This is a genomic window from Tateyamaria omphalii, assembly GCF_019802125.1.
Taxonomy (GTDB): Bacteria; Pseudomonadota; Alphaproteobacteria; order Rhodobacterales; family Rhodobacteraceae; genus Tateyamaria; species Tateyamaria omphalii_B.
This window is the reverse complement of record NZ_JAHVHT010000002.1, coordinates 418,906-439,660: the sequence shown is the minus strand read 5'-3', so window position 1 is coordinate 439,660 and position 20,755 is coordinate 418,906. Positions and strand designations below refer to the sequence as shown.

At 59.6% G+C, this 20,755-nt stretch carries 17 protein-coding genes; 13 read left to right on the top strand and 4 right to left on the bottom strand.

The features are described 5' to 3' along the window. Nucleotides 1–41 precede the first annotated feature (41 nt). The 4 genes from KUV51_RS11140 to KUV51_RS11125 all read left to right on the top strand — a co-directional run bounded on the left by KUV51_RS11140 (nucleotide 42) and on the right by KUV51_RS11125 (nucleotide 8,752). Nucleotides 42–3,764, top strand: a complete 3,723-nt coding sequence (locus tag KUV51_RS11140) for a calcium-binding protein (protein WP_222521698.1) — start codon at nucleotides 42–44, stop codon at nucleotides 3,762–3,764. Nucleotides 3,765–4,521: 757 nt separating this feature from the next. Next, nucleotides 4,522–6,549: a CTQ-dependent glycine oxidase GoxA gene (gene goxA / locus KUV51_RS11135; protein ID WP_261385783.1), complete on the top strand. Its 2,028-nt coding sequence runs from the start codon at nucleotides 4,522–4,524 to the stop codon at nucleotides 6,547–6,549. Continuing rightward, nucleotides 6,546–7,631 (top strand): glycine oxidase maturase GoxB, encoded by a 1,086-nt coding sequence (goxB, locus tag KUV51_RS11130; protein ID WP_222521696.1) that lies wholly within the window; start codon nucleotides 6,546–6,548, stop codon nucleotides 7,629–7,631. The genes goxA and goxB overlap by 4 nt, the downstream gene beginning before the upstream one ends. 86 nt (nucleotides 7,632–7,717) lie before the next feature. Then, nucleotides 7,718–8,752, top strand: coding sequence for a zinc-binding dehydrogenase (locus KUV51_RS11125; RefSeq protein WP_222521695.1), 1,035 nt, complete (start codon nucleotides 7,718–7,720; stop codon nucleotides 8,750–8,752). 4 nt (nucleotides 8,753–8,756) lie between these two features. On the opposite strand, the gene KUV51_RS11120 is transcribed toward KUV51_RS11125, so the two are convergent. After that, entirely contained in the window at nucleotides 8,757–9,587 is an 831-nt protein-coding gene (locus tag KUV51_RS11120) for a nitroreductase family protein (protein WP_222521694.1), read from the bottom strand. A gap of 119 nt (nucleotides 9,588–9,706) precedes the next feature. On the opposite strand from KUV51_RS11120, the gene KUV51_RS11115 reads away from it, so the two are divergent. The 8 genes from KUV51_RS11115 to KUV51_RS11080 are packed head-to-tail and all read left to right on the top strand — an operon-like array spanning nucleotide 9,707 to nucleotide 15,826. After that, a complete protein-coding gene (locus KUV51_RS11115; protein ID WP_222521693.1) occupies nucleotides 9,707–10,420 on the top strand; it encodes a succinate dehydrogenase/fumarate reductase iron-sulfur subunit in 714 nt (237 codons plus the stop codon). Then, complete coding sequence (locus KUV51_RS11110) at nucleotides 10,420–10,752, top strand: succinate dehydrogenase (RefSeq protein WP_222521692.1); 333 nt, start codon at nucleotides 10,420–10,422, stop codon at nucleotides 10,750–10,752. Before KUV51_RS11115 ends, KUV51_RS11110 begins: the two co-directional genes overlap by 1 nt. Then, nucleotides 10,749–11,099, top strand: coding sequence for a succinate dehydrogenase (locus tag KUV51_RS11105; RefSeq protein ID WP_222521691.1), 351 nt, complete (start codon nucleotides 10,749–10,751; stop codon nucleotides 11,097–11,099). The genes KUV51_RS11110 and KUV51_RS11105 overlap by 4 nt, the downstream gene beginning before the upstream one ends. A gap of 1 nt (nucleotide 11,100) precedes the next feature. Beyond that, complete coding sequence (locus KUV51_RS11100; RefSeq protein ID WP_222521690.1) at nucleotides 11,101–12,858, top strand: L-aspartate oxidase; 1,758 nt, start codon at nucleotides 11,101–11,103, stop codon at nucleotides 12,856–12,858. Further along, nucleotides 12,855–13,811: a fumarate hydratase gene (locus KUV51_RS11095; protein ID WP_222521689.1), complete on the top strand. Its 957-nt coding sequence runs from the start codon at nucleotides 12,855–12,857 to the stop codon at nucleotides 13,809–13,811. The genes KUV51_RS11100 and KUV51_RS11095 overlap by 4 nt, the downstream gene beginning before the upstream one ends. Further along, entirely contained in the window at nucleotides 13,808–14,407 is a 600-nt protein-coding gene (locus KUV51_RS11090) for a short chain dehydrogenase (protein ID WP_222521688.1), read from the top strand. Before KUV51_RS11095 ends, KUV51_RS11090 begins: the two co-directional genes overlap by 4 nt. Further along, entirely contained in the window at nucleotides 14,404–15,072 is a 669-nt protein-coding gene (locus KUV51_RS11085) for a fumarate hydratase C-terminal domain-containing protein (RefSeq protein WP_222521687.1), read from the top strand. Before KUV51_RS11090 ends, KUV51_RS11085 begins: the two co-directional genes overlap by 4 nt. A gap of 7 nt (nucleotides 15,073–15,079) precedes the next feature. Continuing rightward, entirely contained in the window at nucleotides 15,080–15,826 is a 747-nt protein-coding gene (locus KUV51_RS11080; protein WP_222521686.1) for a sulfite exporter TauE/SafE family protein, read from the top strand. Between the two features lie 7 nt (nucleotides 15,827–15,833). Here KUV51_RS11080 and KUV51_RS11075 read toward each other — a convergent pair whose 3' ends face one another. The 3 genes from KUV51_RS11075 to KUV51_RS11065 form a co-directional block, all read right to left on the bottom strand. Continuing rightward, nucleotides 15,834–16,577 (bottom strand): sulfite exporter TauE/SafE family protein, encoded by a 744-nt coding sequence (locus KUV51_RS11075; protein ID WP_222521685.1) that lies wholly within the window; start codon nucleotides 16,575–16,577, stop codon nucleotides 15,834–15,836. Next, entirely contained in the window at nucleotides 16,574–17,476 is a 903-nt protein-coding gene (locus KUV51_RS11070; protein WP_222521684.1) for a LysR family transcriptional regulator, read from the bottom strand. The genes KUV51_RS11075 and KUV51_RS11070 overlap by 4 nt, the downstream gene beginning before the upstream one ends. 590 nt (nucleotides 17,477–18,066) lie before the next feature. After that, entirely contained in the window at nucleotides 18,067–18,273 is a 207-nt protein-coding gene (locus KUV51_RS11065; protein WP_222521683.1) for a hypothetical protein, read from the bottom strand. A 533-nt stretch (nucleotides 18,274–18,806) separates the two neighbouring features. Between KUV51_RS11065 and KUV51_RS11060 the strand changes: the two genes are divergently transcribed. Further along, complete coding sequence (locus KUV51_RS11060; RefSeq protein WP_222521682.1) at nucleotides 18,807–20,741, top strand: multicopper oxidase family protein; 1,935 nt, start codon at nucleotides 18,807–18,809, stop codon at nucleotides 20,739–20,741. The last annotated feature ends 14 nt before the right edge of the window (nucleotides 20,742–20,755 follow it).

The window sequence follows — 20,755 nt, the reverse complement described above, 5'->3', positions numbered from 1 at the left end:
TATCCAACGCCCATTTGGGCTTCAGTATAGGGAAAAGACAGATGGCCAATATTAATGGTGACAATACTTCGGAAGTTTTGAACGGAACGAATGATGCGGACGTCATTGATGCCAATGGGGGCAACGATACGGTCAACGGACTGGGGGGCGACGACACGATCTTTGGCGACGGCGGCAATGATTTGCTGTTCGGCGGTGACGGCGACGACAGCATCAACGGCGGTGACGGCGCAGACACAATCGACGGCGGAGCGGGCGCGGACACCATAGATGGCCGCGGCGGAGACGACATTGTCAGCTACGCCAATTCTGACGAGGGTGTGCGCATCGGTCTTAACTTTGGTGTTGGCAGCGGCGGGCATGCAGAGGGTGACGAGCTTGACAATATCGACGGCTTCATCGGGTCCGACTTTAACGACCAGCTCGATGTGAACGCCAACCGCAGCAACCTGTTCTTCAATGGTGGCGACGGTTTCGACTCGTTGTTCCTCAACGAATTTCAGGATCTGCGCAATGACACGCTTCTGAACTTCGAGCGTATCGTGATTGCCGATACGACCTCTGGGCGCGTCGGTTTCAATATCAAGTCCGATCAGCTTGCTGATCTGGAAGAGATTAATGTCCGCAGCTTCTCGGGCGATGTTGATCTCTTTTTCGACATGGAAAACGGCGTCAACGCTGACCTGTCTGGCATCAACTTCACCGGCTTCGACCGCAACGACACCATCCGGGTCGAAGGTGAGAACGATGCTGATTTTATCATCGGATCGACACAGAACGACGAAATCAGTGCCCGGGGCGGCAACGACACGGTCAATGGTGGCGACGGCGATGACACGATCTTTGGCGGCAACGGCAACGACATTCTGATCGGCGGCGCGGGCGCTGATGAACTGAACGGTGGCGACAACCGTGACACCGTCAGCTACGCCGATTCCGCCGAGCGCGTGATCGTCAGCCTGAACCGGGGCATCGGTGTCGGCGGCGACGCCGAGGGCGACACCTATTCCGGCATCGACGGTTTCATCGGATCGGCCTTCAATGACCGCCTGCGCCTCGAAGAAAACCGGGACAACGTCGGGCTTGACGGTGGTGATGGTTTTGACACGCTTGAGCTGCGCGAGTTCCAGGAATTCCGTAACGACACGATCTCGGGCTTCGAGGACATTCTGATCAACGACAGCACCAGCGGTCGCAAGGGCTTCAACATCCACTCTTCGCAGCTGGAAGATATCGAGCGCATCCGTATCAACAATGGCACTGGCGACACGGCGGTCGACATTGCCATTGTGATGGATGGCGCGGATGTGGACCTTTCGCAAATCGAGTTTGTCGGCTTCACCGACAATGACATCATCCGTGTCATCGGCGAGAGCGACCGCGATGTCATGATCGGCTCTACCGGCAAGGACAGCCTGGATGGCGGCAGCGGCAACGACCTGCTCGAAGGTCGCGAGGGCGACGACCGGCTGGAAGGCGACAACGGCAAGGACACGTTGAACGGCGGCGAAGGCGACGACAGCCTGTTTGGTGGAGACAATGATGACCTGCTGATCGGCGGTGCCGGCGCTGACGTTCTGAATGGCGGTGGCGGTGAAGATGTTGCCGACTATTCTGCGTCAGATGCAGCGGTCGCAGTGAACATTGCAGCCAGAACGGCATCCGGCGGCCACGCAGAGGGCGACCAAATCAGCGGGATCGACGGCCTTATCGGTTCGGCCTTTGGCGACACGCTGGGCGGCGACGGCCGCGCCAACCAGTTCTTTGGTGAGGACGGCAACGACACCATCACCGGTGGCAGCGGTGACGACACCATTCGCGGTGGCGAGGGCAACGACAGCCTAAGCGGCGGTAACGACCAGGACGAGATCAGCGGTGGTGTGGGCAATGACCGCTTGTTCGGAGATGCTGGCAACGATGTGCTGGATGGTGGCGACGGCAACGACCTCTTCATTGGCGGCACGGGCAATGACGTCCAGATCGGTGGCGATGGCAACGATTTTTTCTTCGGTGGAGCCGGTCTGGATATTCACATCGGGGGCAACGGGTTTGATATCGTTTCCTATCGCGATGCGACCTCGGCCGTGACGCTGAACATGAAGGCACCGAATGCGGGTGCCGGGGATGCCGATGGCGACAGCTTCTTCGACATCGAAGTCATCGAAGGGTCGGATTTCAACGACAACTTCATCGGCGACAGCCAGGATACGATCTTCCGTAGCGGGGCAGGTGCTGACACGGTTGACGGTGGCGCAGGTATCGACACGGCCGACTATGTCAGGTCCGACGAAGGTGTGGAGATCGACCTGACTGCCGCTACCCAGTCTGGTGGCGACGCCGAAGGCGACGTGCTGGTCAACATTGAAAACGTGGCTGGGTCCAACTTCGACGACGAAATTCGCGGCGATGCACAGGACAATTTCCTGCGCGGCCGCGATGGCGATGACACCCTGCGTGGCGGTGATGGCGATGATCTGATCGAGGGTGGTGAAGGCAATGACAACATTGCCGGCAACGACGACAACGATACGCTCTTGGGCGAGGCAGGCGACGACATCATTTCAGGCGGAAACGGCGACGACTCCCTCGACGGCGGTGTTGGCGACGACATTCTCGGTGGCGGAAATGGCGACGACACCCTCGACGGCGGTATCGGCAACGACGTTCTCGGCGGCGGAAACGGAAACGACTCGATCGACGGTGGGGAAGGCAACGACTTCATCTCGGGTCAAATCGGCAACGATATCGTCAATGGCGATGCGGGCGACGACACGATCTTTGGCGACGATGGCGACGACACCCTGTCGGGTGGCGCGGGCACGGACACCATCGAAGGCGGTGACGGCAACGACCTGATCACGGGTGGCGTCGGCAACGACTCGGTCCTCGCTGGCGAAGGCAATGACATTGTGCAAGGCGGCGAGGGCGAAGACACCCTGTCCGGCGGCACCGGCAACGACTCGATTGACGGTGACGATGGCAACGACCTGCTGCAGGGCGACGAAGGTCAAGACACCCTGTCGGGCGGCGAAGGCAACGACACCATCGATGGGGGCGAAGGCGACGACGAACTCCGGGGCGATGCTGGCAGCGACTCGATCGACGGCGGTGACGGCAACGACCTGATCTCGGGCGGTACCGGAAACGATACGCTCCGCGGCGGTGAGGGTAACGATACTGTCCTCGGAGGTGCCGAAGATGACGTGATCCAGGGCAACGATGGGAATGATACCGTTATTGGCCACGAAGGAGACGACAGAATAAGCGGTGGCGGAGGTGATGACCGGATCAGGGGAGACGAAGGCAACGACGTCTTGTCCGGGTCGTCCGGCAACGATTTCATGACCGGGAACGAAGGCAACGACACCCTCTTCGGTGGTTCGGGCAACGATACGCTTGATGCCGGGGGCGGTGGTCGGAATCGCCTGGACGGCGAAGGCGGCGACGATGTCCTGAACGGCGGAAATGGTCGCGACCGGATGGATGGCGGCGCGGGCGACGACATCCTGACCGGTGACGGCGGCGGAGACATCTTTGTCTTCTCGACTGGTCGCGATGTGGTGACAGACTTCGAGGCCGGTCTGAGTAACGAAGTGGTCGACCTGCGTGCCGTCGCTGAAATCGTCGATTTCGACGACCTCACAAACAACGGGCATCTGTTTCAGGCCGGAAATGATGTCGTCATCGATGATCTGAACGGTAATTCGATGGTACTCAGCGACACTAACCTTGCAGATCTGAGCGCTGATGACTTCTTGTTCTGATCTTGGATCGAACTGGGAAACCAAGAGCACGCCGAAAAAAGCGTGCTCCTCTGGTTTCCCATTCGACCTCTGCATCTCGGTGGCTTTGAAACACCCACCGTCTCGGCGGCACTGGCAAGGAATACAAAACTTTCGCAGTGTCAGAGTTAGTGGAGCATAGCGGCCATGTCGTCCATGCTGATACGCTGCTTTCGCCCGCAAGTCTCGTGCTGGCCCTTTCCGGCACGAGGCTTGCGGGTATTTTTTGAAACGCCGCCGTATGTAAGAGCAAAGGCCCAAGCCTGCCTCCGACCACGGTACATAATTTGGGCACTGTGCAACCACTGCGCTCACGGCCATACCAAGCAACGTACCGCTTGAGATGTAGCATCCACCAATTGTCACCAAATTCTTTGCGCCCGGGGCATGACACCCCCGGGCGCAATGCCGTCCTCACCCTGCCAATCATGGACACAGAGCCAGAAAACAAGGGCGGTCTCGGTTATCCGCTGAGAAATCGCAGCGTCCTTGCGCATCCGAGGTTTTGCCGTTCGCGAACCTAACCGACACTACTTTTTACCCACCAGCACTGGTCTTGTCGCACCCCGACCCATTTCGACGACCAGCACGATATTGACTGTGGCGACGACTGACTCTTGGCGACTGAAGCTGTCGGTCGCCTGAAATCAATTGCGCAAAAGATTCACGCTAGGGTTGATTTTTGAATGCCCTCCATAGACGGTAGCGTATATCGCCACAGCAATTTCAGGTCCCGACCATGTCTTTCCCACCCAAATCGCCATCCCGTCGTCACTTTCTTGGCATGGCATCCAGTGCCGCATTGATTGCAGGCGCGCCTTGGCCTGCGCGCGCTAATGTCGATCCTAGAAATGCGTATTCTGCCGCGGACGCGGACGCCACAATCGCCAAGGTTCGCATTTATCCAGCGCTCGGGATTTGCAGGGTCGGCGGGTCGGAGAAGTGGTTTTACGCGCCCGAAGTCCCAGGTCTGCCACCCATGCCCGAAGATGGTGCATTCAAAGACGGGTTGGAGAAGATCAAGAAACAGGTCCAACGTTTCCGCGTGTATGCCTTTGATGCTGATGACAACATCATCGGGGAGGTGGCGGGTGACGACATCACATGGGGCGTTCACCTCGCGAACACCAAGGCGAACTGGTACGGCTTCAACAATCCGCTCGACAATGGCGACCTCGCACCCGGTCTGCCGTCGCAAAAGCGCAACCAGTATTTCGTCAACAACACCGACCGTGAGCAGAACCTGCTTATCGACGGCGGATTGCTCGAGATCTCGGGGCGTGACGTCAATCGCGATGGAAGCGACCCCGCCTATGGGTTCGAGGGCACGTTCTGGGGCGGGCAACCCGACGCAATCTCGGTCGGGTTGGGGCAGGTACGCACCGACGATCGGGGACGGCTGTTGGTTGTGCCGCCGGACGGCGTATCGGATTCGCCAAGCAACGCGCCGATCACCAGCTTTGCTGACAACAACGCCTGGCATGATGACTGGTGCGACGGGCCGGTGACCGCAAGCGTGCGGGTGGGCGAGGAGGTATTTGAGGCGGAACCGTCTTGGGTGGCGTGCGTCGGTCCAAACTTCGCGCCGGAAATCCCGCCGATCACAACACTGTACGACGTGATCGAAGACATGAATGTGCAGGAGGGGTGGTCAGAAATGCCGGACCTGCCGCTGTCGTTCATGCGGTACATCTACCCCACTTTCCGGCGCATCGCGCTGATGGAATGGGTGACGCAAGCAGCTAACCTGCGCCAAGGCTGGTTGGCCATCGGCGATCTAAGCGACCCGGATTACGTCGCCCGCCTTGCGGATCCAAGCCCCGAAAACGCGGCGTTCCGGCTGCAAATCTTTGAGTTGTTCCGTGACCCCTACAACCTGAGCGACACTGCCTATCTCGAGGAGCGGCTCAAGATCCCCTACATGCTAGGCGATGGCGTGAACTACGATGGCAGCCCTCTGCAATGGTTCCAGTTCCCCAAGCTGCAATACGAATACCTGCGCATCTGGGCCGCGGGTGACTTCGTCAACGATTATGACGGGCGGCTCGCAGAGGATGAACGCGCAGACTACCGCACATTCGAAGATATCCCGCTTGAACTGCAGCCAGGGGCACTGACACAAGCCGCCCTCGAACCCTGCTCCGGTGGGGCGTTCCATCCAGGTGTGGAGCTGACCTACTACCTCCGCCTCAAGGAGATGTACGCGCGCAACTATAACGATACGGCAGAACCATTCCGCATCGCACATGGCGACCGGCCGAGCCTGAACCAGGACCTTGGTCGACTTCTGACACCCGAGGTAGCCTTTGACGGCTTCGGGGACAGCCCGCCCCCTATAGGCCCACAGATGGCCGGTGATCTGACCCGGTGGATGGGCTTGCCTTGGCAATGCGATGCATTCAGTTGTCAGCAGGTGCTGATGCAGCAGAACTATCCGACCGCCGTATGGTGGCCCGCCCTGCTGCCCATCGACGTACTGCCAGAGCCCTACTACGCCGCCGCGCTCCGCGACGACCTGTCGGAAGAGGAGCGCGACAAGTTCCTGACCAGCCGCGTGAACTGGTCCCGCGGTGTTGCAGGTATCGGATACCATGCAAACTCGAGCTACTGGGACGGGATCACCAATATGATCACCTTGTGGGAGCGTATGGGCTTTGTCGTGCGTATGCCGTCGCCCGCCGGAGACGTATTTGTCGAAGTGCAACATGCCGACAATCTGGAAACCCGGTTCGACTGGAACCCCGGTCAGGGGATGCTGCCGAATTGATCCATGATGTTGCGGTCCTTGGCGGTGGCATCGCCGGGGCGACCGCCGCATTGCGCTTGGCGCAGGCAGGGTTGGAACCGGCGTGGATTGCTCCGACCCGAGGCGACGGTTTCAAGCCCGGAGAGCATTTGAGCGCTGCAGCCTTGCCATTGCTCAAGGCGCTTGGGTCGGATGCCATCCTGCGGTCCGAAGTGCATCGCCACGCGCACGGCACCTATTCCGCTTGGGGCAGCGACACGCTGGTCGAACGCAACGCCATTGTGCAACTCGAGGGTCCACCGACCGTGCTGGACCGTGGCGCGTTCGAAGATGCGCTGACGACCCAAGCGATCACCAGCGGCGCGCAGCGCATCGACCAAACGGTGACCGAAGTCGTTGTACAGGAAGACAGATGGCGCATCGAAACTCTTGGCGGAGCCATCGCCGCGCGCTTTGTCTTTGACGCCACCGGGCGGAAGGCCTTGGTCGCATCAAGATACGCAACACGCTTTCAGGCGGACAAGCTTGCCTGCCAATACGCACTTTTCGCCGCACCCGATGCGGAAAGTGCACGGCCCGTCACGTTGATCGAGGCGGAGGAGAGGGGATGGTGGTACATGTCCCTGCTCGCCGATGGACAGGCGGTACTGAACTTCTACACCGACACCGACCTGCCCTGCTTCGAAACGTCGGACCTGGAAACCCAGGCTCGGGGCACAACGGCAATTGCAACCTATCTCGCCGACTACGGGTACCGAATGTCGTCCCGGCCGACCCGGATCGCCACCAACAGCACTTGGATTGCCCCCGCCATCGGCGCGGGGTGGGCTGCCATAGGGGATGCGGCGGCAGCGTATGATCCCCTGTCTTCGCATGGCATGACCACGGCTTTGTGGTCTGCAATGACAGCCGCCGACGCCTACATCGCGCGCAGCCGGCGTAAGATGCAGGACTATGCGGACAACGTGGCGCGCGGTGTGCAGGACTATCTCTCTGCCCGCAGCGCGGTCTACGCCCGTGAAACGCGATGGCCGGACAGCCCATTCTGGGCAAGGCGCCGCGCCAATTTGCACGCTGGACTGGCCCCTGCTGCCGCTGGATAGGCCGCTCAAACCGCTTTGCGATTTGGCAAGGCGCGCGTACACCGAGTTGCGGGCCATTCAATTGGTCCAAAGAGGGAGGGGAGCCCATGAAAGCAGCCGTGGTACGCGCGTTCAGCGAAGACTTGTCCATAGAAACCGTTGCCGATCCGGACTGCCCAGACAATGGCGTTGTTCTTGAGGTCGCGGCTTGCGGTGTATGCCGGTCCGACTATCACGGCTGGACCGGCGAACATCCCAAGGTACAGAACGGGTCGATCCTGGGACATGAGTACTGCGGCACGGTCGTGGCCGCTGGCAAGACCGCGAAACACGACGTGGGCGACAAGTTGATCGCGCCATTCATCCTGTCGTGCGGCGATTGCGAAGCCTGCCGCACGGGTGTGTCCAACACCTGCGCGCATCAGGTGGTCCCGGGCTTTGGTGAACCGGGCGCTTACGCGGAATACGTTGCTGTGCCGTTTGATCACAACCTCGTCCACCTGCCCGAAACCATGTCACCCGCGCTTGCTGCGGGTCTCGGGTGCCGCGTCACAACTGCCTGGCACGCGCTGACAGACCGCGCAAACGTGCGCGCAGGCGAATGGGTGGCCGTTCATGGCACAGGCGGGATCGGACTGGCCACACTGCTGTTGGCCAAGATGCTGGGCGCGCGCGTGATCGTTGTTGACGTTGTCGACGAAAAACTGATGCACGCCACCGGGCTCGGCGCCGATGCCGCCGTTAACGCCGCCAAGACCGACGCCGCCGAAGCAATCCGAGACATCACGGGCGGCGGCGCTCATGTTTCGGTCGAAGCGCTGGGGATCGCGGCTACAACCAACGCCTCCATCGACTGCCTGCGCATTTTGGGGCGTCACGTCCACGTCGGGATGCCCGCAGGCTCTGGCATGATGGAAGTCAACATGCGCGGCATTTACACCAAACAGCTGTCCTTCTTCGGGACCCGTGGGATGCCCGCCTGGAAATACCCCACCCTGCTTGAAATGATCGAGCGCGGTGATGTGGATCTGACCCCGATGGTGGCCCGAGAGGTCCCCCTATCGGGCGCTAGCGCGGAACTGCGCGCGATGCACGGGCCGACGCCGCCTGGCACTGCCGTCATCACGGATCTTCGGGGCTAGACCTCTAGTCCAGGCAGAAGCCACGCTTTCGGATGTACGCCCCGAAACCAGCGCGCTCCGGAGCGCTGTACTGGCGGGTTTTGTCCTCGGACCAACCGTAGGTATCCGACTGCCCGAATTGTTCGACAAAGCGTTGCTTGCCATATGGTTGCGTGGCAGCCCGGTCTTTGTCGTAAGCCGCAACAGCTTCACGCAAGCCATCCTCTTGATAGCGATCGACATGGCACGTGACGTGCATTGGCAATCGCTTGGAAATGGGCGGAGGGGTCGCTGGATACCCCAGTGCAAGCCCTGCGAAGGGAAACACGTGATCGGGCAGACCCAACAGGTCCGAAACCGCCTCTGCGTCGTTCCGAACGGCACTGATAGGACAACAGCCAAGGCCCAGCGCCTCGGCCGCCGTGACGAACGCGCCCAGCGCAATTGCTGCATCCGCAGTCGCATTTATGACGGCGTCCAGGTGATCATTGGCAAAAGGAACACGGCGCCACGTGTGCAGCATACGCTGCCGCCTATTGTTGCCGCAGAAGACTAGCAGCATAGGCGCGTCTGCCACCCATGCCTGCCCGGCGACAAGTTGCGCCAGTTGCGCGCGCAGCTCGAGTGACTTGAGCACGACAATATCACGTTGCTGCAAATCGCTTTTCGTTGGAGACGCCAGCGCGACGGCACACAGCATATCCAGAACGGCATCCGGCACCGGCCGAGCCGCAAAGTTGCGGCACGAGCCACGCACCGCCATGGACTGGATCAACGTTGCAGCATCGGCCGATGCAGTCGGCGCATCACTATACCGTGCCGCCAGCGCGCGGGTCAGGTCGGTTTCGCTGGTCATCAGCGCGCCCTTTCGTAAGAAATGCTAACGAAATTATTCACACAAATTCGCATTCATTAAGGATTTCTATTCTTTATACTCTGCCCCAACTCCCAACCCCGCGAAAGACCAAGCAAGGCATGGCAACGAAAACCCTCAAGGTCAGCATAGACCGTGGTGCATCGGATCCCGACATCTTCGACGTACCGGCGCACGACAACCAAACCGTGCTCGACGTGGTGTCATGGGTGCAGCAAAACACTGACCCGACCCTCAGCTACCGTTTTGCCTGTCGTGTCGGCATGTGCGGAAGTTGCGCAATGATGGTGAACGGCGTGCCGCGCTGGACGTGCCGGACGCATGTGTCGAAGGTCGTGCGGGATGGTGCGGTCAGCATCGCGCCGCTGCGCAACCTGCCTGTGGTCAAGGACCTGGTGGTCGACATGGATCCGTTCTTCGACAAATGGGTGGGGGCCGAGGGGGTGCACCACGGCACTCTCACCCGCGATGACCCGATCGCCACGGTCGATGAAACCAGCCCCGCACGGGTCGAAGCGAACGCCGGGATCGAATGTATCAACTGCTCGGTCTGCTACGCGGCATGCGACACGGTCGCGGGCAATCCCGACTACCTTGGGCCTGCAGCCTTGCAGCGGGCGTGGACCCTGCTGAACGACGCCAAGGATGAAGGGCGCCTCGCCATTCTTGATGCCATATCGGGCACGGGCGGGTGCCACAACTGCCACTCCATGGGCTCCTGCACCACCTACTGCCCGAACGAGCTTGACCCGATGTCAGCCATTGCGGGACTCAAGCGCGAAACTGCCAAGTCGTTCTTTCGGAGGGGACGCTGATGCTGAGCCTGCGCCTCTATATGCTGCAGCGGATCACGGCGCTTTTGATGGCGCCGCTCGTCCTTGGACACCTCGCGACGATGATCTACGCGATCCAAGGGGGGCTGAGTGCCGCCGAGATCCTTGGCCGCACTCAAGGTTCGGTCGCGTGGTTCCTGTTCTACGGCCTTTTCGTGGTGGCAGTGTCGATCCACGGCGCCATCGGTGTCCGCACCGTCGCGCATGAGTGGGGCGGGCTGAAGGGTACTCCGCTCGACGCCTTCATGTGGGCCATGGGCGTCGGACTGTTCACACTGGGGGCACGCGCCGTCTGGGCCGTGACATTCGCATGAGGGTCGCCGACATTACATCCCGCGCACATCCCCTGTGGCTCGCATACATTCTGCATCGGATGTCGGGGTTGGGCCTCGCGCTGTTCCTGCCCTTCCACTTCTGGATCCTGTCGCTGGCGCTGACGGACTCGGCACGACTGGACGGATTTCTCGCCTTTGCGGAGATTGGTGCAGTCAAACTGGCTGAGTTCGGCCTTGTCTTTTTATTGGCCGTACACATGTTCGGCGGCTTGCGGCTGATGGCACTGGAGTGGCTGCCGTGGACCCCGCCGCAGAAGACATTGGCCGCAGGGGCAACGGCCGTGTCTTTCCTGATTGCCACGCTATTTCTGATGCAGGCGGTATGACATGAAACTCTCGGACATCGAACGCCACGACACCGACATTCTAATCCTCGGCACCGGGGGCGCAGGGCTGTTCGCAGCCCTTCACGCACAACAGACCGCACCCGCAGGCACCAAGATTACCATCGCCGTCAAAGGGCTGATCGGCAAGTGCGGCTGCACGCGCATGGTGCAGGGGGGCTACAACGTCGCCCTTGGCGGCGGCGACACGGTCGAGCGGCATTTCATGGACACGATCCAGGGGGGCAAATGGCTGCCCAATCAGGATATGGCCTGGCGGCTCTGCGAACAGGCCGTTGTGCGCATCCGCGAGCTGGAAAACGAAGTCGGCTGCTTCTTCGACCGCAACCCGGATGGCTCCCTGCACCAAAAGGCATTTGCGGGCCAGACCGCTGACCGCACCGTGCACAAGGGCGATCTGACAGGGATCGAGATCATTAACCGACTGATGGAAAAGGTGCTGGCGAGTGGCATCGAGAAGCTGCAGGAACACCGCGCCGTCGGCCTGATCCCGACCAAGGATCGCAGCGCATTGGCCGGTGTCCTGATGATCGACATGCGTACCGGCGGCTTTCGTCTGGTGCGCGCCAAGACGGTTCTGATGGCGACGGGCGGCGGCCCGACCATGTACAAGTACCACACACCCTCGGGCGACAAGACGATGGATGGCCTCGCCATGGCTCTGCGCGCGGGCCTGCAACTCCGCGACATGGAGATGGTGCAGTTTCACCCAACCGGCCTGCTCGCTGGCGACCATACGCGCATGACCGGAACAGTGCTTGAGGAAGGGTTGCGCGGTGCGGGCGGGCAGTTGATCAACCATGCGGGCCAGCGCTTCATGTTTGACTATGACGGCAAGGGCGAGCGTGCCACCCGCGATGTGGTCAGCCGCGGCATCTACGCCGAGATGCGCAAGAACAATAACCCGGATCAGGAGGGTGTGTTCATCTCGATGTCCCATCTTGGCCCCGACTGGGTGGCGCAAAAGTTCAAGGGCATGGTCAAACGCTGCGCCGACAGCGGGTTCGATCTGGCCGCGGGCAAGGTGGAGGTTGTGCCGACGGCGCATTACTTCATGGGCGGCGTGGTCGTGGACGTGGACACGCGCACTGCGATGGAGGGTCTGTACGTTGCAGGTGAGGATGCAGGGGGCGCCCACGGCTCGAACAGGTTGGGCGGCAACGGGGTGGCCAACTCGACCGTCTATGGCGGCATCGCGGGCGACACGATGGGCCGCGATGTCGCGCACATGACGCTCCGCGACCCGGACGAAGACGTGCTGGCCGCCGAGTTTGAACGCGCAACCTATCCCCTGACCCGGACACCCGACCTGATCATGCCGCTGCGCAAACAGCTTCAGGATTTGATGTGGGAAGAGGTCGGCGTGATGCGGACCGAAGCGGGCATGACACGCGGGCTCGCCCGCATCGCGCAAGTCTCAGACGCGCTGATGGGTGTGGGCGTCGACGCCAACACTCTGGCCTTCAACCTCACCTGGCACGACTGGCTGAACCTGCGCTCACTCTGCGACATTTCCGAAGTGATCACCAAGGCTGGCATCGCTCGCGAAAACTCACGCGGCGCGCACTACCGCGAGGACTTCCCAAATGATGGCGGGTTGGAAAACAGCGATTTCACAGTGGCGACTCTCGATAGCGGAGAAGTCACAGTTGCCCGCGAACCTGTCCAATTCACAATCGTTCGCCCCGGCGAAACGATCCTGCCGGAAGGCGAACCCGAAACTCTGGTTGCAGCGCAATGATCCCAATCTCTCTCATCCAATCCACAGCCGAGGTCCTCATGGACAAGGCAGCGATCGAAATCCCGCAGGACTACTTGGACGGCCTAAAACACGCGGCTGCGACCGAGGATGGCGACCTGTCGTCCTTCGTCCTCAAGGCCATGCTCGACAACTACGAAGCGGCCAAGGAAGACCGCCGCGCCATGTGCGGGGACACGGGTGTGCCGCGCTGGTTCGTGAAGATGGGGAACGAGGCGCGGGTCGAGGGCGGGATGGTCGCGCTCGAAGCTGCCCTGCGCCGCGCGACCGCCAACGCCACCAATGGCGTGCCGTTGCGCCCCAACCGCGTGCATCCGCTCTGGCGGACGGATCATGACAACAATGTCGGCATCGGCGCGCCAGAGATCGAGTACGGTTTTGAGCCGGAAGGTGAGTGGATCGACCTGATCACGGTCCACAAGGGAGGCCTGTTCGGCACCGACTACCGGATGCTCTTCCCAAGTGATGGCATGGAGGGGATCAAGCGGTTCTACCTCGACACGCTCATGGCCTTTGGCAAACGCGGCCTCGCCTGCCAGCCTGCCATCATCGGCATTGGCTTAGGCGGGTCCAAGGATATCTGCATGTGCCTTGGCAAACGCGCCTCGATCTTGCGCACGGTGGGCAGTCGCAATTCAGACTCGCGCATTGCCGAGATGGAGGACGAGTTCAAAGAACTCGGCAACTCCATCGGGATGGGCGCGATGGGCTTTGTGGGGAAGAACATGGTGATCGATTGCAATATTGAGGTCGGCTACTGCCACACCGGCGGGATGCCCATGTCAGTCCACGCCTTCTGCCTGTCTTCGCGCCGCGCTGTTGCCCGCATCCACGCGGATGGACGTGTTGAGCACCGTACGGACCCGGACTGGTTCACCGATTACCAGCGCCGCGAAACAGTTGAATGGGAACCGCAAAGGGAGGCCGCAGAATGAACGTCCTTCTTATCGGTGCAAACGGAGATATTGGCACCATCGCAAAGGTGGCCTTGAGCGAGCGCAACACTGTCATTACCGCCGGGCGCAGCAAGGCCGACATTCTTGTCGACATGGCCGACCCGAAATCCGTCGAGGCAATGTACAAGACGGCAGGACGGGTTGATGCGGTTGTATCAACCGCCGGCGACGCACATTTTGCATCCCTGCAAGAACACACCCAGGAGACGTTCATGATCGGGTTGAGGCAAAAAGTCATGGGGCAGATCAATCTGGTCCTAAGCGGCATGGAACATATATCCGACGGTGGCTCTTTCACCCTGACCAGCGGTGTCCTTGATCGGGATCCGGTGCCCATGGCAACCAATGCGGCCGCTGCGAACGGCGCACTTGGAGGCTTCGTGCGCGCCGCTGCAATCGAAATGCCGCGCGGGCAACGGATCAACGTCGTTAGCCCCGGCGTGCTGGAGGCATCGCTCCCGCGCTATGGCGATTGGTTTCGTGGCCACGACCCCGTCCCATCGGATCGCGTGGGCCGCGCCTATGTGAAATGCGTCGAGGGCTCGATCAATGGTGAGGTCGTAATCGTATCATGACCGGTCCCCGCGAAGTCCGCCTCTCCACCACTCCTACCGACGAAGCCATCGCAAACCTCCGCCTTGGTGACGTCGTCTACCTTGACGGGTTGATGTATACCGCGCGCGAGGGCGTCTACATGCGCGCGTTGGAGGACAAGGCCAACATCCCTATGGAATTGCCCAGCCAGTCGGCGGCCAATTTCCACTGCTCTCCGGCCGCGCGCATCAATCCGGATGGCAGCTTTGACATGGGTGCCGTCACTGCCACGGCGTCGTTCCGCTTTGCCAAATGGCTGCCTGAGTGGATGGCCAAAACCGGGGCCAAGCTGATTGTTGGCAAAGGGGGGATGTCGTCCAAGGATTACAAGGAATACTTCGTTCCAAACGGGGCCGTCTACCTCTCCACCGTCGGCTACGGCACTGGCGCCCTTCTCGGGCGCGGGGTCGAAAATGTCGAAGCCGTGCATTGGAACGAGGAACTCGGGCTGGCGCAGGCCATGTGGGTCATCAAGTGCAACCGCATGGGGCCGTTCATCGTGGCCTCGGACATGAACGGCGACTGCCTGTTCGAGCGTGAGAACGCCAAGATTGCGGAGAACGTCGCCCGCGTCTACGAAGGAACGAAACCGGCCGTCCTCAAACGCTACGGGGAAAGCGATGACCGCACCGACGAAGTAATTTAAGGCACCCATGCCCGACCTGTCCCTGATTGCGTTCGCGAGCGCCGTACTTCTGCTGGCCGGCACGGTAAAAGGGTTCATTGGCTTGGGTATGCCCACCGTGGCCCTTGCCCTGCTGACTCTGAAACTCGATGCCAGATCCGCCGTTACACTGGTCGTGATCCCCATGTTGCTCAGCAATGTCTGGCAATTCTGGCGGGGGCCGGACATGTTGGGGTGCATCAAACAACACTGGCGCTATGCGGTCATATTGATCCTGTTTGTGGCCGCAACTGTCTGGTTCAGCCAATCCGCACCGGACCAGTTTCTGCGCGCGGTCCTTGGCGTTTTCGTTCTGGCGTTCTGCTTCTTGAGTTGGCGCGACATGGTGCCTGCGATTCCAGCACACAAGGTGCGCCTGTTCGAAGGGATCAGCGCCTTGATCGCCGGGCTGGTCGGTGGATTGACGGCTGCGTGGGCACCGCCACTGGCGATGTATCTGACCGGCCTCCGGCTCGACCGGGACGCCTTTGTCCAGGCGCTGGGTTTCCTGATCACGGCGGGCAGCATTTCGATTTTCTTCATGTTCATCGCCGTGGGGCACAGTTCAGGCCAGGAACTGGCGATCTCGACCTTCTTGCTGATCCCTGCGCTTATCGGGTTCTCCGTGGGCGAGCGTTTGCGTCATCGGACGGACCCCGAAAAGTTCAAGAAGTACTTCCTGGGCGCCTTTTCCGTGCTGGGGGCAAATCTATTGCTGGGCACATTTTTGGGGTGACACCCGGTCATGCCAATTCGGTGACAAGCACGCCCACGCCCATCGCCAAGGTCAGCAAGATCAGCACGCGCCGAAAACCCGTATCGCTCAACCTCCGAAACACGAGGATGCCGACTTGCGCTGCGATCAGACCGCATGGAATGGTCAGAGCCAGCGCTTTCAGCGCGGTCTGATCATAGGCCCCCCTGAGAAAGAGCAAGGTTACCGTGGTCGTCAGCATGGTCATATTGAAAGGCTGCAAGACAGCGCGCGTTTCGGATTTCGTCCACGGACGGATCGACAGCCACATGGAAGGCAATGCGCCGGACACACCCGCTGCCCCACCAAACACACCGCCTAGAAATCCGACGGCGCCATCGATGATCGGCGTACGGCGGGAAAAGGACGGCAGCGCCGCGCGAAAGCCGAAATAGCCCCCGTAGACGATCAGGAATACGGCAATTCCGATGCGGAGCGTTCCACTGTCGACAACATCCAATAGCATCAAGCCCAGTGGGACCCCGCAAAGCCCGGGCAAGATGAACCGCAACAGCCGGTCCCGGCGGGCAAAGATGGATGCGCGTACGATCCACATCCCCTGAACACCAACGAGAACGGACATGAACGCCACGATCGCCACCGACGTCGTAGGGGGTAAAACCACCAGATAAAACCCAAGTGCAAACAGCGCTGTGCCGGTGCCGGACAGTCCATTGATAAAACCGCCGGCCGCGGCCCCCAGAGCGAGAAATAGGATCATCTCGCCAGTCATGTTCGCCCGCCCCTGTCGACATCACGCGCCTCGTCAATCACTGCGGCAAATGACTGGAACAGCTCGTCGATTGCGCGTGTCTTGATCTGATCTTCGAGGTGAGCCAAACCCAGCACCCGAGTTGGGCCGGCTGGACCCAGAGACAACTGCCTGACCGGCACCGCTTCCAAGGGCTTGACCGTCAGATCAGGTACAATGGACACGCCCAAATTGGCATGCACCATGCTTGCGATGGCTTCGGGACTGTCCAACTCCATCGTTTCGGTCACACGGATGCGCCTGGCCCGGATCCAGTTATCGATCAGCGTGCCCAGAACAGCATTGCGATTGAACCGAATGTAAGGCCGGCTGCGCAACAAGGTCAGCGGGTCGTTTTCGCCCTCTTCCAGTGCGGCGATCAGGTGCATGGGTTCTTCGGCCAATGGACGAAAAACGATGCCCGCGGGCATGAGATGTGGTTTGGTGATCAAGGCTGCATCCAGATTTCGGCGCGCAATCTCGGCCAGAGATGCTTCGGTCAGCGCTGGACGAATGTGCAATCCAACACTCGGAAACCGCCCTTTGAAAACGGCAACGGCCTTGGGTGTCAGTCCGGTCAATGTGGTGCCCAGGGCGCCCAACTTCAGCACACCGCTCAATCCACCATCAGCCAGAACAGACGGGACAAGATTATCGTAGTCGGCAAGCAGCACGCGCGCCCTGGCGACGATCTCGTGGGCGACGGGCGTCAATTCAGGCGTGCGAGTGGCCCGGTTGAACAGCGTCAGATCAAGATCCGCCTCGAGGGCCTGCATCTGCTGGCTCACCGCCGCGTGGCTGACATGCACCGCCTCGGCAGCAGCTGTAAATGTCTTGTGGTCCGCCACGGCAACCAGCGTGCGCAATAGGCGTATTGTCATGAGGCTGCGCCATTTTGAAAGTCAACCTTTCGAAACAAACGGCCAAAGGAGCCAAAACACAAGAAATACTTGCAGATTATTCGCCTAGCATCCGGATGAACCGTTTGGGGGCCTGTGTCTTCGTTGAACATCATGCCAGTTCAACACATCGGAATGGTTGCAATGACACATTTCCGAAGTCAGTCAGCTCCGCAACTCATGTGCCTTGCAAGGCACATGAGTGGACAGTCAAAACCTCCCCAGCAAAATGAGGCTACTTAACGGCTTGCTTGGTAGGTGATTTTGACAGCGATGGCCCAGGTCGCCGGTGTCGCCCGACGTCGCTGACATCCTCCTGGATGTGGTCAATACAATCGTCCAGATCATCAACGCCGGGCAACGCACCTTGGGCGAACACGCCAGGTGCAGCCAGCATCAATGCCAGGGCCGACATGGCCAGAACATTACCTTCTTGCACGGGTCTATCTTTTCCCAACAAAGTGTGACCCGTCCGTTTCGGAGCGGGAATATCATCTGCTGAGCGGTAGATAGAGATCAGTTATGCATAGGAGGAATTCAGAATAATTAGGCATGAAAAAAGTATTATAAATTCATTGCGCCTCCTCAATATTCCCGAGGATTTCAAGCGTTTCACCTTGGCTGATCCCAGCAAGCTCAGCCATCACTTCGCTTTGCTCCCCACCAATCTGATCCCTGATGGCCATAAGGCTTTGTTCGGCAAGGTCACGCGTCGCCGGATCAAGGTCATCTCGCCAGATCGACCAAACAGGATAGGGAAAGGTCAGCGCATCAGGCACAAGGTGCAGACGCCCTTCATCCAGATATCGACAATCTGAAGCGCGGCACAGTCCGCGCTTTTTCTTTGTTCACTGCGGATGCCAGGCCGCTTCAACTTACGTCAGATACTACGCTGTCTTCTATATCTGGCCCAAATCCAATTCTGTATAAGCTGCCGCAATCGCGAAAATGGCTTGCCAACGACGCGTCTTACACAAAATCTAAAGGCGCTCTGACCGTTTCGGGGACAGCGCGTTTCAATGCAAATTAAATCGCACCGTATTGGATTTAATTTCAAATACAAGCACACGTTTTGATTGAATGACTGAGTCCATTTGCTAAGCTTCTCCCTGCATCAAAAGCTGTAATATCTCTCCAAGGAAGACTGAATTTGACACCGACCACGCTATCACGCCGCGCATTTTTGAAAAGCACGGCAGGCACTACATTTGCACTCGCCCTTGCCACACCTTTGCGCGCGGCAAACACTGCCGCTGCAACGCCTTTTGCAAGCCCCGCCGATCTCGCCCATGCGCGCCCGAACGGCACCGGAATGGCATTCATTGAGAAATTCGAAGAAACGCTGGACGATGAGCACCTTGAATTTTTGATCGAGCATTGGCGCCAACACATGGACGCGAATTTTACCGGCGGGGACAAAGTGCCGGACGTGTTCTATGCACTTGGATGCGAAACGCGCCCACATGCGCCGTTCAACGGTGCAAGCCTGCGTATTCCAGCTTATGTCGACATGACAAAGGCAGAAATTGGGCAGCCTATTGTTGGTCCGACCCTGACCATGCAACGCGGGCAAACAACCGGGGTTTTGCTAAGCAATGCAATTCGAGGGTGCGGGGCGGATGCGATCCCGGGTGTCAAAGACAATATGTCGGGATGGAAACCTCACGACTTCACCTCGACCAACCTGCACACCCATGGCTTGCATGTGTCGCCGCAGGCCCCGTCAGATGACGTGTTGATTATCCTCGATTCCAAGAACAAACCGCATTCGGACCACGCGGCGCACCACGGCAATCATGGCGCGCACCATACAATTCGAAGCGCGTTGGACGCGACCTCCTATGCATATCGGTATGAACTGCCGGACGACCATCCGGTCGGCACCTTCTGGTATCATCCCCACAAACATGGTTCGGTTGCCGCGCAGGTTGGCCCCGGAATGGCGGGCGCCCTCATTGTCAGGGCACCCGAAAGCGAGAACGACTTCGACACCTTGCTGGCCGACACTTGCAAAATCACAAAGGCCGACGAGGAAGTCGTGGTTCTGCAGTCAATCACCTACTTCGAAACGACCGGCGGTGATGCAGAGCAAGGGGTATTTTACCCCTACGGATACTACCTTAGCGAGGTCGAGCATAACTTTGACCCCAGCACCTGCCATGGACTGACACCGACCAAAGCGGCAAGCGTTCCGGCCATGAGCGTCAACGGGCAGGTCAACCCTGTCATCACCATGGATCAGGGCGAAATCAAACGTCTGCGTTTTGTGAACGCCTCCAATGGCCAGACCATTGTGCCCCAATTCGTTGGCGAAGGTGCACCAGAAGTCTACGCCATTGCAGTCGATGGCATTGCATTGATGCCTCCAACGACCTTGGACTCCGACCCGGATGCCGAGTACTTCAAGATTGACTACAATGCCGACAACCCTGACGCGGAAGCCTATTGGACCAATGCAGAGCTGATTACACTGGCTCCGGGACAACGTCTTGACCTGCTCGTCAAGGCAGGCACCACTGCAGGCAGCTTTCAGTTGAAAGGCGCGGCGAAAGGCACGGTTCCGATGGTCGTGCAGGGCCAGGACCCCAACACGGCTGATATCTTGACCGTAACGGTGACGACCGACGCCAGCACCAAAGAGCAGAGTATTCCGACCATCGACCTGTTCCGCAAGGAAAGCATCAAACGCCCCGTTCCGCCTGCGATGAACATCGACGGTGTCTGGCCTGCCGCCACGCAGTCGATCGAGTTCAAGACGATCGAAGAGAACTTCAAGGGGAGTTACCCATCAAAGCCAGCCTTTGTCGTGAACGACCAGTATTTTGATGTGACTGTTGGCGATCCGGCTCAAATCCAACTGTTCAAGGGCGATACGGATATCTGGAACGTCTACAGCACCAATGATGCTCACATCTTCCACATCCACATCAACTCGTTCCAAGCGCTTGGTCGGTCAGTCTATGATGTGGAAGGTCGCGTCTATCTTCCGCCGGTGACCTACAAGATGCCGATCTGGCGGGACACGATCTATGTGGACAGCGTTGGTGGCAACAAGATTCCGGGGACATCGCCGGAGAAGAAATACGACACCTATACACCCGGGACGATGGTCACCATGGCCAGCAAGCAGGTCGATTTTACGGGTGAATTCGTCCTGCACTGCCACAATCTGTTTCATGAGGACAACGGCATGATGCTGACGGTGTCCATCCTCGATCCCAAGACCGGGGGAACAGACGACGCATAACAGATGCTAGGTCG